This window comes from Micromonospora sp. DT44 (genome assembly GCF_049841635.1).
GTDB lineage: Bacteria > Actinomycetota > Actinomycetes > Mycobacteriales > Micromonosporaceae > Micromonospora.
In genome coordinates this window covers 19,945-32,349 of sequence record NZ_JBNCKS010000047.1, presented here as the reverse complement: position 1 = coordinate 32,349, position 12,405 = coordinate 19,945, and the positions used below count along the sequence as shown (strand labels likewise).

Sequence of the window (12,405 nt, the reverse complement as noted above, 5' to 3'; positions counted from 1 at the left end):
GCGGTCTCGGCGGTGGCGCGGTCTGGGCGGTGGCCCGGCCTCGGTCCTGGTCCGGCCCCGGCGGTGTCCCCGGTCGACGCAGGTAGGTGTCTGCGCTGCCTGTCGAGCTGCCCCAAAAGTGGGGCAGCCCCACAGCCCCATGTGGGACCAGAAGTGAGGCAGCTCGGCACCGTTCGGTCGTCCCGGAAGTGGGGCAGCTCGACGGCGTTCGGCCGTGCCGAAAGTGGGGCAAGCTCGACATGTTCGGCCGTCCCAGAAGTGGGGCAGCTCGACAGCGTCGTCGGATACTGGCCACCCGTCCCGCCGGCACACCGTGGCGCAGGCAGCCGTCCGGTCGGAACGAAGATCGCCAGTCGTCCGTGCGGTTGGGACCGCAGACCGCGACGTCGGCCGGACCCTCGAGCGGCCGGACTCGCCACATCGAGCTGTCAATGTAATGTTGACACGGTGACGACACCGCTGGCCGGTCTGGCTGAGGTCCGTGCCGCTCGTACCCGCCTGGACGAGCGGGAGGCCGAGCTGATCGACCGGGCCCGCCACGATGGCGTGACCTGGGCCCAGATCGCGACGGCGCTGGGCCTCGGCAGCCGGCAGGCGGCCGAGCAGCGCCGGCAGCGCCTGGCCGGGGCGCGGCGTGCGCGGCGGCAGGACCTGGACCGGGGCTACTCGCCGCAGATTGTGGCGTTGCGGGCCGCGGTGGCCGAGTTGGGGCGGTGGATCGCGACGGACCGACGGTGGGACTCCCGCTTCCGTCGGGCGACACTCGTGCGGAGCACGGTCGACGCGGCTCTGGACGCCGACCCGGGGTCGCTCTACGCGCTGGCCCTGCACCTGCGCGGCGACCTCGACCACGCGGGCGACCGACTGCCGCCGCCGGTGCGAACGGTGGCGGGTGACATCGAGACCTCCTTGTCAATGCTGCAATGACACCACACTGGTGGCATTGCCCGATCGAGGCTCAACCCGACAGGATGTGAGTGAACTCGGCTCAACCTGGAGGGTTTGGATGCGGCGTAACGCCTACCTGTTCGTGGCGATCTCCATGCTGTCCGGCTTCGGCAGCAGCGCCATGTCGCTGGTGGCTGGCCTCTGGGTCCTCGACCTCACCGGCTCGACCGCCGTCGCCGCGCTCACCGGGCTCTGCGTGTACGCCCCGGTCCTCGCCGGCCCGTGGCTCGGTGGCCTACTCGACCGGGTGTCCCGGCGACCACTGGTGATCGCCGTCAACCTCGCGCTGGCCGCCGCCCTGTTCTCGCTCCTCGCCGTCCGTGGGCCGGGGCAGACCTGGCTCGTCTTCGCCGTATCGTGTGCCTACGGTGTCAGCTACGTACTCATCGACGCGGGCGAGACGGCGCTGCTGCCGTCCGCGTTGTCGGCAGCGGAACTCGGCGATGTCAACGGGTGGCGCTCCAGCGCCCAGGAGGGCATGAAGCTCGTGGCGCCGCTGGTCGGCGCGGGCCTCTACGCCTGGCAGGGCGGGCACGCGGTGGCCGGGCTGAGCGGGGTGATGCCGATTCTGGTCGCCCTCCTCTACCTGCTGGTCCGCCTGAACCGGCCGTCATCCGGGCGACCGACGAGGCGGGCTCACGGGCTGCGTACCGGACTGGCAGTCCTGACCGGACAGCGGACCATCCGCGTGCCGGTCCTGCTCGCCGGAGTGTCGATCGCCATGTCCGGCTTCGTGACCGCCGCTCTCTACGCGATCGTCGTCACGGACCTGCGCCTGCCAACGAGCTTTCTGGGGGTGCTTGCCAGCGCCCAGGGCGCCGGCTCCATCCTGGGTGGACTCGTCGTCGGCCGACTCCTCACCCGACGAGGTCCCGTGGCGGTCGGGGTCGCCGGAACGCTGCTGTTCGCAACGGGTTGTCTGGGACGGTGTCTGCCCTGGTGGCCGGTCACGGTGGCGGGCGCGGTGACCGTCGGCGTCGGACTGCCGTGGACCTTGGTCGCGGCGGTCACCGCCGTGCAGACGCATACCCCTGCGGCGCTGCTCGGCCGGGTCGCCGCGACGGCCAACACCGCGATGTTCGGGCCGCTCGTCCTGGCGATCCCGCTCGGCTCGGCAGCCGTCCACCTGGGCGGACGTCCACCTCTGCTCGTCGCCGCCGCGCTGTGCGTGCTTGCCACGACCGCCGCCGCTCGTGATCGTTGGCGGCTCAGCAACACGACACGCCGTCCGCACCGCTGCTCAGCAGCCAACGATCACGACCGACAGAGCTGCCTGACCGGCTGACGAGCGGGCGTCACGGACAGCGAGATCGATTCGTGGCCGTACCGCCGTCGGTCAGGTACCCGCCGTGATTAGCCTTTCGCCATGCGCCCAGCCCTGTCACCGCACCCTCCGTCGGTTGACCCACCGCCCCGGGCCTCGCGCACGGGGCGGATCGTCGCGAGCGCCATCATCTTCGGGTGCCTGGCTGCGCTCGCCGTGCCGGTCGGCGGCTTTCTCCTGTGGATGTACGCCGGACCGGACGTGGACGAGCCGCGCGCGGCGGCCGACCAGTTCGTCCATCGGCTGGAGAGCAACGAGGACGCCGCCGCCCACGGGTCCCTGTGCCAGGAGATCAGGGCGCGGACCGACCTGGCGGCGTTCACCTCGGCGGTGGAGCGCCTCGGCCGGCCCGTGGCGCACACCATGGGCCGGGCCGTCTTCACCGACGAGGCCGGCAACAGCGCCTCGGTGACCATCGAACTGGCCGGCCGGAACGGTCAGACCTTGCGGCTCGACCTGTGGCTGGAGTCCGAGGTCGGCTGGCAGGTGTGCGACGAGAAGCTCTTCGGCTGACCGGCGCGTCACTCCTCGGCGAGGTGGTCGGGGGACTCCAGGGCGGCCTTCACGGCCTGGAGGAAGGCGACCGCCTCCCGTCCGTTGACGACCCGATGGTCGTAGACGGCGCTCAGGTTGACGAACCGGCGGGTCACCACCTGAGCGTCCGCGTCGAGCGCCAGCTCGTCCTGGGTCCCACCGATCGCCACCACGCAGGTCTGACCGGGAAAGACGATCGGCCCGGCGAGCACCACGTCGGGGTCGGTGTGCAGGGACACGACGATGGTCCCGCCGGCCAGCTCGCCGGCCCGGAAGCCCTCGCCGCCGGCCCGGCTGCGGAAGTCCATCAGCGTCTCGGCGATCTCCGCGCAGGTCAGCTCCTCGACGTCGCGGACCACCGGGATGAACAGGCCCGTGCCGACGTCGATGGTGACGCCGACGTGGGCCGCCTCGGCCAGCCGTACGCTGCTGCCGTCGCCGGGGGAGGCGAAGAGCAACGGGTGGTCCTCGCGCAGCCCACCGATCACCTTGACCAGCAGTTCCGGCAGGCCGACCAGGGTGCGGGTGGCGCGGGTGAGCTGCCGGGCGACCGCGAGGGCGGCGTCGGCCCGTACCTTGATCACCGCGAGCGCCGCCGGCACCTCGCGGTGCGACTCGGTGACCACGGCGGCCACCGCGCGCTGGGCGCGGGAGAGCGTGTGCACCGGGCGCGGGTCGTCCGGCTCCGGGCCGTCGCCGGCCGCCAGCGCGGCGGCCGCGGCCACCACCACCGGCTCGGTCGCGGCCGTGGGCGCCGCCGACCGGTCGGCCAGCAGGCGTTCCACGTCGGTACGCCGCACGACCGCCTTACCGATCTCGCGCAGCTCGTGGTCGCCGAGGCCGTGCGCGGTGGCGAGTTCCCGGGCCGAGTCGGTGAGTACGGGCCCAACCGGTCGCGCCTCGGGCGTCGGGGCGGCCGGGGTGACCGCCGAGGCGAGGAACCGCTGCCGCGCCTCCTCGTCGTCGAAGACGTGCCCGATGACGTCGCCCGGGGCGCACTCCTGGTTGACCTCGACGAGCCGGTGCAGCACGCCGTCGCCGTCGCTGAGCAGCTCCTCGGCCGCCTTGGACGTCTCCACCTCGGCGATCGGCTCGCCGGCGCGTATCCGCTCGCCGTCCTCGGCCAGCCAGTCGAGCAGGACGTACGTCGTGTCGTTGTTGTTGAGCTTGGGGACGACCAGGTCAGTCACCACTGACGACCTCCTTCACGGCCTGGTGGATGTCGGCGTCCTGCACCAGCACGGTGCGTTCGAGGTGCGCGGCGGTCGGGATGACGCTGTCCGCGGAGTGCACGAGACGTACGGGCGCGCGCAGCGATCCCCAGAGCCGCCGGTGCACGACCTGCGCCAGCTCCGCGCCCCAGGTGCCGCCGGCGGTGCTCTCCTCGGCCACCACGACCCGTCCGGCCCGCGCGATCGGCGGCAGCAGGGCGTCCACGTCCAGCGGCCAGAGCCGCGAGGGCACCAGCACCTGGCAGACGACGTCGTCGCGCAGCAGCAGCTCCCGGGCCACCGCCACGGCCCGGGTGGCCAACCCGCCGGGCACGACCAGCACGCAGTCGGCCTGCTCCTCCTCGTCCACCCGGATCCGGGCGACGTCGGCGTCCGGGCCGATGAGGTCGTAGCGGAACAGCTCGTCCACCACGCCGTCGGCGTACATGCGGGTGGTGTAGAGGACCTTGTCCTCGAAGAGCAGTCCCGGCCGGCCGGTGGCGAGCATCCCGGCGAGCACGGCCCGGTTGTCCTGGAACGGCGACACCTCGTGCACGCTCAGGCCGGGGATGCCGATGAAGTGCTTCAGCGGGCTCTGGCTGTGCGTCGGGCCGTACCCGCGGTTGCCACCGCTGGGGCAGCGCACCACGAGCCGCATCGGCACCCGCCGGCCGTACATGGCGGTGGACTTGCTGGCGAAGTTGAGGATCTGGTCGAACGCCAGCGCCACGAAGTCACTGAACATGATCTCGACGATGGCGCTCTGCCCGGCCAGGGCCAGCCCACCGGCCACGCCGACGATCCCGCCCTCGCTCAGCGGGGTGGACAGCACCCGATCCGGCCAGCGCGCCGACAGCCCTCGGGTCACCTTGAACGCCCCGCCGTACGGGTCGACGAGGTCCTCGCCGAGCACGCTCAGCGTGGGGTCGTCGGCCAGCAGCGCGTGCAGGGCCTGGTTGAGGTTCTCCACCACCCGCTCAGCCACGGTTCTCCTCCGTCCAGCGGCTCGCCGGGCGGCCGGCGACGTCGGCGACCACCTGGGCCACGTACGCCCGTTGGTGTTCGTCGCGCGCGTCGAACTGCTCCGGGTACGCCCGCGCGTAACGCGCGTACCAGTCGTGCGCCCGCGCGTGCGCGATCTCCTCGGGGCGACGGCTGTCGTCCCCCTTGCTGTGCGGCCCCACCCGGTGGGTGAGCAGCTCCACCACGTACGGCGTGGACCGCTCGCGGACCCGGCGCAGCGCCGGTGTCAGCGCGGCGCGGACGACCTCGGTGTCGGTGGAGGTGATTCGGAGGTGGTCCACCCCGAAGGCCCGTGCCCGGCCGCCGATGCTGCCGGCGAGCTGCGCGGTGGTCGGCGTGGACTGCGCGATGCCGTTGTTCTCCACGACCAGCACCAGCGGCAGGCCCCACAGCGCGGCCATGTTCAGCGCCTCGTAGACGGCGCCCTCGCCCCACGTGCCGTCGCCCAGGTAGACCAGCGCCAGGCGGCCGGGTTCGGTGCGCTTGAGGTGCAGCGCGACCCCGGCGGCCACCGGCGCGCTCTCGCCCTGCACCCCGGTCGACAGGTAGCGGTCGCGCAGGATGTGCTGGCTGCCGCCGACCCCGTGGCACACCGCGCCCTCACGGCCCATCACCTCGGCGAGCAGGCCGTGCGGGTCGTCGAACCGGGCCAGGTAGTGGCCGTGGCCCCGGTGGTTGCTGAACACGAAGTCGTCGTCGTCCAGCAGCGGGCGCAGCGCCACCGGCACGTACTCCTGGCCCAGGCAGGTGTGCGTGGTGCCGTGCAGCTCGCCCCGCCCGAACATGTCCAGCAGCGCCAGCTCGAAGTGCCGGATGAGCAGCAGCAGGTCCAGGTCGGCGTCGGTGAGCCGGGTCGGCGCGGTGGGCGCCGCCTCGGTGCGGGTGGCGGTCACCGTACGACCCCGTCCCGCTCGGCGGCGACCAGGTCGACCAGCTCGCCGACGGCGGTCACCGCCAGGTACGCCCGCAGGTCCAGCCGTACGCCGAGGTCGTCCTCCAGCGCGGAGAGCAGTCGCAGCGCCTCCAGGCTGGTCCAGTGGGCCAACGACGCGAACCGGACGTCGGGCGTGATCTCCTCGGCCGGTACGTCCGCGACCTGCTCGATGAGGCCCGCGACGGTGGTGAACAGGTCAGGCACGGATGTCTCCCTCCTTCAGGGCGATCCACGCCGGCAGCAGCCGGGGCGGGGGGTGCAGTGGCAGCACGTGCCGGGTGGTGCCGTCCTCGACGGAGGCCACGGTGAAGCCGACGGACGGCCAGACGGCCCCGCCGGGCTTGTTGCGGGCGGTGGGCCGGAACAGCGCCTCCAGGCGGGTCGCACCGGCCGAGCGGGCCAGCTCCGTCACCCGGTGCAGGGCCGCCTGCTCGACGCCCCGGGAGAACACCCGGCAGCTCAGCACGAAGTTCTCGATCACCCAGGCGTCCGGATCGCTCCGGTCGAGCCACAGGCCGCCGACCAGCCCCTCCGCGCCGAACCGGTCGGCCACCTCGACGGTGAGCACCAGGTGGTCGGGGGAGTCGGCGCGGGCCCGGGTCTGCGCCTCGGTGTGCGCTCGTTCGGCCATGGTGAACTGGTTGGTGCGCAGCCCGAGCTGCGCGACCCGGGGCAGGCTGTGCGCGTCCACGTCCCGGACGCTGACCCGCAACTTCAGCTCGTGCAGGTAGTCGGCCGCCGAGTCGAACGTGGCGGCGAAGCGTTCCCGACCGGCCCGGGCCCGGTACAGCTCGGTGCGTTCCCGGTCGGTGACGCCGGTGGCCAGTACGGTGAAGTGCCCCTCGGTGAGCAGCCGCGTGGAGAAACCGGCCGGATCGCCGGCCAGCTCCACCACTCGAACGCTCGGCAGCTCGTGGCGTACCAGCTCGCACTCGAACGGGCTGTCGTCGGCGAACACGACGGCGTCCAGACCCAGGTTGAGGCCGGTGGCGAGCTGGCGCAGGTTCTCGTCCTTACGCCCCCAGTTGACCGCCTGCGCGACGAAGTCGTCGGCGCGCAGCAGCAGGTCCGGATGCTGCGCGAACGCCTCGGTCACCAGGTCCGGGTCGTTCTTGCTGCACACGGCGAGCAGCACGCCCTGCCGGCGCAGCGCCAGGGCGCGACGTTGCACGTCCCGGTGGCAGTTGCCCGGGTAGTCGGCGCCGAGTTGAATGCCGGTGAGCCCGTCGTCGCCGAGCACGCCCGCCCAGAGCGTGTTGTCCAGGTCCAGCGCGAGCACCTTCGCCGTCCGGCCGAGGACCGCCCGGCAGAACGTGGCCGCCTCGTGGGCGTACCGGCGCTCCACTGTGGGCGTCCACGCCATGCTGGCGAAGCGGTACAGGCGCTCGTCGCGCACCGGACCGTCGTGGTCCACCAGCAGCGCCTCCAGGTCCAGGGTGTACGTCGTTTCCCGTCCGCCCAGCTCCAGAAGTTGGGCGTTCAGCTCCCGCCAGAGCAGGCCCAGCTCGGCCCGCCCCCGGAAGCTGACCAGACTGCGGTGCTCCAACGGCGACAGCGGCACGGTGTGCAGTAGCACCGCGCCGTCGGTGCGGGCGGCGTACCCGCGCAGCGCGGCGGTGAGCACGCCGGCCCGTTCGCGCAGCACGTCGGCGAGGCCGGCCAGGTCGCCGGGGTCCCACTCGGCCGGCAGGAACCAGCCGTCGTGCAGCAGGCAGAGCGTGACGTCCGGCCGGAACTCGGCGAGCGCCGAGCCGGGGTCGCTGAGGTCGAGCACGAGCTGGTCGAAGCCGGAGACGTGGATCTCGGCGGCGATGCCGATCCGCAGCAGCGCCACCCGCAGCAGCGGTTCCAGCGTGCCGGGCGTGAACGTGCCGGTGACCGCGACCCGCAGCGGGCGCAGCGCGAAGTCGGGGCTGGCCAGCTTCTCGACGGGTACGTCGGCGAGCAGCCGACCGGCGGACGCGACGGTGGTGACCGCCGCGTCGTCCAGGTGGACCAGGCCGGGCGCCAGCTCCGGGTCGGCGGCCGCGTCTCCTCGGCGCAGCCGGCGGATCCGGTGCAGGACCTCCTCGACTCTCATATTCGGTGTTCCTTCCGTGGGTGGGTGCGGCGGCCGGTCAGACCCGCAGCAGGGTGCAGACCCAGTGCATGCCGCTGCCGGTGCTGGTCAGGGCGACCAGGTCGCCGGTGGCCACCTCGCCGCTGTCGAGGTGGCGCTCCAGGCTGATGAGCTGGTCGGCGCAGCCGATGTGACCGTGCGCGAGGGCCAGCTCGACGTTCGTGCGTTCCAGGTCCACGCCGAGGTCCTTGGTCAGCTCGGCGAACTGCCGCGCGTTGTCGTGGAAGTGCACGAAGCGGCGGACGTCGGCGAGCGTGACGCCGGCCCGGTCGCAGGCCGCCTGGACCACCTGCCGGTTGCGTTCACGGATGGTCGCGACGAACCGGAACATCCGCCGTACGTCCCCGGCGAAGAACTCGTTGAGCCGGTCCGCCGGGTCACCGACGCGGGGGGTGCCGGCGTCCGGCGTGAACGGCTGGGCGGCGCCGCCGACGGGCATCCGCATGAAGCCCGCGTACCGGCCGTCGGAGATGGTCTCGGTGGCCAGCCAGCGGCACCGGTCGTGGTCACGGACCAGCACGGCCGCCGCCGCGCCGTCGGAGAAGACGCTGGTGTTCACCTCCATCCGGTTCCAGTACGGCTCGCACACCCGGTTCGCGCCGATCACCAGCGCCGTGCGGTAGCCGGGGTGGGTGGCGAACCGCCCGGCCACCGTGTCGAACGCGGCCACCCCGCCGCCGCACGCCTGGTTGAGCAGCACCGCCTCGGCCCGGTGCGCGCCGAGGCGGGCCTGGGTGTGCGCGGCGGGGTCCCAGTAGAGGTATTCGGCCAGGTCGGGGATGGCGAGCACCACGAGGTCCACGTCGGCGGCGGACAACCCGGCCCGGTCCAGGGCCGTGCCGCCGGCCACCACCGCCAGGTCGGTCACCCCGACGGCCGGACCGGCCCGGTGGAAGGTCCGGTACTCCCAGGACCGCAGACGATCAAGATCCTTGGTGTACGTGGCCGCGGCCGCCGCCACGTCGACCGGCTCGCCGAGGACGTGGGCCAGGGCGGCCACCCCGACGCCGACCGGTGGCGCGCTCATGGCCGTACCGCCGTCGCTGCCGTCCCGGCGTCGGCCGTCGCGGACACCGTCGTCGGGTCCGCCGAGGCGCGCGCGGCGCGTAGCCGGACCCGTGGATCGGCGGGCGCGAGACCGTCCACCTCGGACAGGAAGCGCCGGGCGGTGCCGTTGCGGCCCGTGTCGGTCCACTTGACGACCACCTCGTCCGCGCCGGCCGCGCCGGCCCGGCGGGTCACCTCCCGCAGCACGGCCGCCTCGACGCCCTTGCCGAGCACGGGACAGGAGAGCGAGAAGACGTCGACGGTCCAGCGTTCGGCGCTGCGGTCCAGCGCGACGAGGCCCGAAGTGCCGTAGTCGCCCAGCCGGTCGCGGACCCGGATCGCCAACAGGTCGGCGGCCCGCTCGGCCAACGCGGCGGCCGGTAAGGCCGACGTCAGCGCGAAGTCGTAGGCCCGGGCCACCACCTCGGCGACCTCGCCGACGCCGTCCGCGACCACGGGCAGGTAGTCGACCTGGACGTCCAGGCCGGCCACGAAGTCGTCCAGGGACAGCGCGGCGTGCGGCGCGGCGGCCGACCGGGCCGGGCCGCCGCTCCACCGCCGCTCCGGCAGCCGGTTCGTCAGCCCGGCCGCCCGCAGCTCGTCCGACCAGGCCGCCGGGTCGGCCCCGAGCGGCACGCGCCGCGGTGGCCCCTCGACCGCCGGCTCTTCGCCGGGCGGCCTTTCGCCGGTCGGCCTTTCGCCGGTCGGCTCGAACTGGGCCGCGCTGACGCCGGTCAGCACGATCTGGGCCGGGGCCACGTCCAGCTCCGCGGCGATCTCCGCGAGCTGTTCGCCCAGCGGCCGGTCGTCGGTGACCCAACCGTCGAGCACGCTCAGCAGGTCGACGGCGTCGCCGTCCGACCAGCACCCCTCGCCGGTGGCCCGCAGCGCCACCCGTACGCCGGCGGCGCGCAGTTCGCGCAGCGCCGGCAGCAGGTGCGCCGCGCCGGTCAGCCCGTCTCCGTCGACGACGAGCGCCCGGCAGCCCGCGCCGAACCAGGACGCCACCAGCGTGGCGGCGGTCGCCCCGAGCCGGGCGAAGACCTCCTCGGTGTACGGCACCTTGGCGAGGCGGAACAGCACCGGGTGGTGCGCCCGCTCGTCGCCGACGGCGCGTACCGCCTCGTCGGCGTCGACGAGCAGCACCCACGGGTCGCCGGCCAGCCGGTCGCGCAGGCGTTGCCGTACGACGGTGGCGCTGGCGGCCACCCCGTCGGCGTGCATCGCGTCGGCCGGCCCGGACGGGCGGGCGGCGGGAACGGCCGGCAGCACGTACACCAGCAGGGCGCCGTGCCGACGCGCGGCGGTGACGGCCGCCTCGGCCCCGGCCAACAGCTCCGTCGCCCAGGCGTCGCCGGCCGGACCGGGTTCGCCCGCTTCCTCGAGGCGTTGCGCCACCACCAGCACGTCCGGCCGGACCTCGGCGAGGAAGCCGTCGGTGGCCAGGCACTGCTGCACGACCTGCTGGAACGGGCCGACGGTGAGCGTGGCGGCAAGACCGCGCTCGTGCAGGTCCAGGCCCAGGTACGGCACCAACGGGTCCGCCGTGTAGCTGGCCAGCAGGGCGACGCGCAGCGCCGGGACCGGCCGCTGGCGGGTGAGCGCCTGCCAGCGGGTGCGTCGGGTGAACAGGACGGTGCTCATCGTGTCTCCGTGCCCTTGGCGCGCAGCACGGTCCGCAGCTCGCCGACGCTGCGCACGTCGCGGATCTCGTCGAAGGCGAAGGAGAGCCCGTAGACCTCCTCCAGGGTCACCACCAGTTGCAGGTGGCGCAGGCTGGTCCAGGTGCCGATGGTCTCCGGCCCGGACTCGTCGGTCACCTCGGCCGGGTCGACCTCCAGGACCCCGGCCACCACCTCGGTCAGCGTCACTTCGCCACCACCGCGCGGTCGTCGGTCAGCTCCTCGGTGCCGGTCGGCGAGGGCAGCGGGGCCGGTGGGTCGGTCGGCTCGTCGTAGTCGGGTAGGTCGACCTCCATCCGGCGGATGCTCGGTGAGGCGAACCCGGCGGCCGCCACGCCGATGCCGAACAAACCGACGATCACGAAGATCAGGCCCATCCCGGCGCCCGGTCCGCTGCCGACCAGCCACCCGAAGTACGGCACGCCCGGGCCGCCCTCGCGCATCATCGGCTCGAACCAGCGGTCCGCGGCGATACCGGCCAGGGCGGTGCCGCCGGGGTACGCCAGGTCCTCGATGAACTGCCGGGCGGCGAAGACCCGGCCCTGGTGGGACGGCTCGACCTTCTCCTGCCACACCGACTGGGCGTACCCGTCGATGAAGGGGATGGACAGGTGCAGGAAGAGCAGGGCGACGGACCAGACGATGATGCTGTCCCCGACGCCGTAGACGATCCGGCCGAGGACGCTGAAGACCAGGATGGCGACGAGCATCCGGCGGATCTTGTGGCGGGTGTTGGGCAGCAGCCCGAGCAGGAGCGCGCCGGCCACGCCGCCCACCGCGCCGATGGTCTGGACCAGACCGACCGCGTTGGTGCTGCTGTCGGTGCGGGCCAGGATCTGCGGCACCAGCAGGGCGAAGCCGACGGCGGCGAGCACGTTGATGGCGAACATGATCGCCTCCAGCCCGGTGAACGCCCGGCTGGCCAGGATGTAGCGGAAGCCGTAGAACGTGTCGTACCAGAAGCCGCCCTCGTCCGGCTGGGTCGAGCGGGGCCGGGGTGGGAGCTGCACCAGCAGCACCGCCCCGATCGCCACCACATAGGAGAGCGCGTCGACCAGCAGGATGACCTTGATGTCCATGAAACCCAGCAGGGCGGCGGCGAAGCCGGGAGCGAAGATCACCGGAATGGTCCGGACCGCGAACATCATCGCGTTGGCCCTCGGGTACTGGCCCTTCTCCATCATCACCGTGATGGTCGCCTGGTACGCCGGGAGCTGGAACGCGAGGAACGCGCCGGTCACCAGGTTGACCAGGTAGAGGTGCCACACCTCGACCGAGCCGCTGAGGAACAACAGCAGCACGACGGCGGTGGTGAGCGCCGAGCCGACGTCACTGAGCACGATGGTCAGTCGTCGTCCCCACCGGTCGACGAGCGCGCCGGCGATCGGGCTGAAGATGACTGTCGCGCCGAACGCGAACGCCATCAGCATCGTCAGGTCGAAGGCCCGGCCGGTCGCGTCCCACACCCAGATGCTCAGGGCGAAGTTCGTCATCCGGGTGCCGAGCGCCGACAGCAGCTGGCCGAACCAGATCGTGGTGAACCCGGCGAACCGGGACGGGCGTCGGAACGCCATGGGGGTCTC

The 12,405-nt window shown here is 73.1% G+C and carries 12 protein-coding genes; 3 read left to right on the top strand and 9 right to left on the bottom strand.

Features of this window, described 5'->3' with window-relative positions; all coding sequences use genetic code 11:
- Positions 1 to 447 precede the first annotated feature (447 nt).
- The 3 genes from ACLQ25_RS24600 to ACLQ25_RS24590 all read left to right on the top strand — a co-directional run bounded on the left by ACLQ25_RS24600 (position 448) and on the right by ACLQ25_RS24590 (position 2,785).
- Positions 448 to 927, top strand: coding sequence for a hypothetical protein (locus ACLQ25_RS24600; RefSeq protein WP_425733155.1), 480 nt, complete (start codon positions 448 to 450; stop codon positions 925 to 927).
- 79 nt (positions 928 to 1,006) lie between these two features.
- The gene (locus ACLQ25_RS24595; RefSeq protein ID WP_425733154.1) at positions 1,007 to 2,233 is read left to right on the top strand and encodes an MFS transporter; all 1,227 of its coding nucleotides are present in this window, start codon (positions 1,007 to 1,009) and stop codon (positions 2,231 to 2,233) included.
- Positions 2,234 to 2,314: 81 nt separating this feature from the next.
- On the top strand, positions 2,315 to 2,785 hold the full coding sequence (locus ACLQ25_RS24590; protein ID WP_425733153.1) for a hypothetical protein: 471 nt from the start codon (positions 2,315 to 2,317) through the stop codon (positions 2,783 to 2,785).
- Between the two features lie 8 nt (positions 2,786 to 2,793).
- On the opposite strand, the gene ACLQ25_RS24585 is transcribed toward ACLQ25_RS24590, so the two are convergent.
- Genes ACLQ25_RS24585 through ACLQ25_RS24545 form a run of 9 tightly spaced genes read right to left on the bottom strand, consistent with a single transcriptional unit; the run spans position 2,794 to position 12,396 of the window.
- Positions 2,794 to 3,996 carry a 2-oxo acid dehydrogenase subunit E2 gene (locus tag ACLQ25_RS24585; RefSeq protein ID WP_425733152.1) on the bottom strand — a complete coding sequence of 401 codons (1,203 nt, stop codon included), beginning with the start codon at positions 3,994 to 3,996 and terminating at the stop codon, positions 2,794 to 2,796.
- Complete coding sequence (locus ACLQ25_RS24580) at positions 3,989 to 5,002, bottom strand: alpha-ketoacid dehydrogenase subunit beta (protein WP_425733151.1); 1,014 nt, start codon at positions 5,000 to 5,002, stop codon at positions 3,989 to 3,991. Before ACLQ25_RS24580 ends, ACLQ25_RS24585 begins: the two co-directional genes overlap by 8 nt.
- On the bottom strand, positions 4,995 to 5,933 hold the full coding sequence (locus tag ACLQ25_RS24575; RefSeq protein WP_425733150.1) for a thiamine pyrophosphate-dependent dehydrogenase E1 component subunit alpha: 939 nt from the start codon (positions 5,931 to 5,933) through the stop codon (positions 4,995 to 4,997). The genes ACLQ25_RS24580 and ACLQ25_RS24575 overlap by 8 nt, the downstream gene beginning before the upstream one ends.
- On the bottom strand, positions 5,930 to 6,178 hold the full coding sequence (locus tag ACLQ25_RS24570) for an acyl carrier protein (protein ID WP_357125631.1): 249 nt from the start codon (positions 6,176 to 6,178) through the stop codon (positions 5,930 to 5,932). Before ACLQ25_RS24570 ends, ACLQ25_RS24575 begins: the two co-directional genes overlap by 4 nt.
- A complete protein-coding gene (locus ACLQ25_RS24565; protein WP_425733149.1) occupies positions 6,171 to 8,054 on the bottom strand; it encodes an HAD-IIIC family phosphatase in 1,884 nt (627 codons plus the stop codon). Before ACLQ25_RS24565 ends, ACLQ25_RS24570 begins: the two co-directional genes overlap by 8 nt.
- Before the next feature lie 37 nt (positions 8,055 to 8,091).
- Complete coding sequence (locus ACLQ25_RS24560) at positions 8,092 to 9,120, bottom strand: 3-oxoacyl-ACP synthase III family protein (RefSeq protein ID WP_425733148.1); 1,029 nt, start codon at positions 9,118 to 9,120, stop codon at positions 8,092 to 8,094.
- Positions 9,117 to 10,784 carry a hypothetical protein gene (locus ACLQ25_RS24555; protein WP_425733147.1) on the bottom strand — a complete coding sequence of 556 codons (1,668 nt, stop codon included), beginning with the start codon at positions 10,782 to 10,784 and terminating at the stop codon, positions 9,117 to 9,119. Before ACLQ25_RS24555 ends, ACLQ25_RS24560 begins: the two co-directional genes overlap by 4 nt.
- Complete coding sequence (locus ACLQ25_RS24550) at positions 10,781 to 11,011, bottom strand: acyl carrier protein (protein ID WP_355048096.1); 231 nt, start codon at positions 11,009 to 11,011, stop codon at positions 10,781 to 10,783. Before ACLQ25_RS24550 ends, ACLQ25_RS24555 begins: the two co-directional genes overlap by 4 nt.
- Entirely contained in the window at positions 11,008 to 12,396 is a 1,389-nt protein-coding gene (locus ACLQ25_RS24545; protein ID WP_425733146.1) for an MFS transporter, read from the bottom strand. The genes ACLQ25_RS24550 and ACLQ25_RS24545 overlap by 4 nt, the downstream gene beginning before the upstream one ends.
- Positions 12,397 to 12,405 lie beyond the last annotated feature (9 nt).

Coding starts and splice junctions, on each gene's coding strand:
- ACLQ25_RS24595 (WP_425733154.1), top strand. CDS start 1,007: ATGCGGCGTAACGCCTACCTGTTCGTGGCGATCTCCATGCTGTCCGGC.
- ACLQ25_RS24565 (WP_425733149.1), bottom strand. CDS start 8,054: ATGAGAGTCGAGGAGGTCCTGCACCGGATCCGCCGGCTGCGCCGAGGA.
- ACLQ25_RS24590 (WP_425733153.1), top strand. CDS start 2,315: ATGCGCCCAGCCCTGTCACCGCACCCTCCGTCGGTTGACCCACCGCCC.
- ACLQ25_RS24555 (WP_425733147.1), bottom strand. CDS start 10,784: ATGAGCACCGTCCTGTTCACCCGACGCACCCGCTGGCAGGCGCTCACC.
- ACLQ25_RS24545 (WP_425733146.1), bottom strand. CDS start 12,396: ATGGCGTTCCGACGCCCGTCCCGGTTCGCCGGGTTCACCACGATCTGG.
- ACLQ25_RS24560 (WP_425733148.1), bottom strand. CDS start 9,120: ATGAGCGCGCCACCGGTCGGCGTCGGGGTGGCCGCCCTGGCCCACGTC.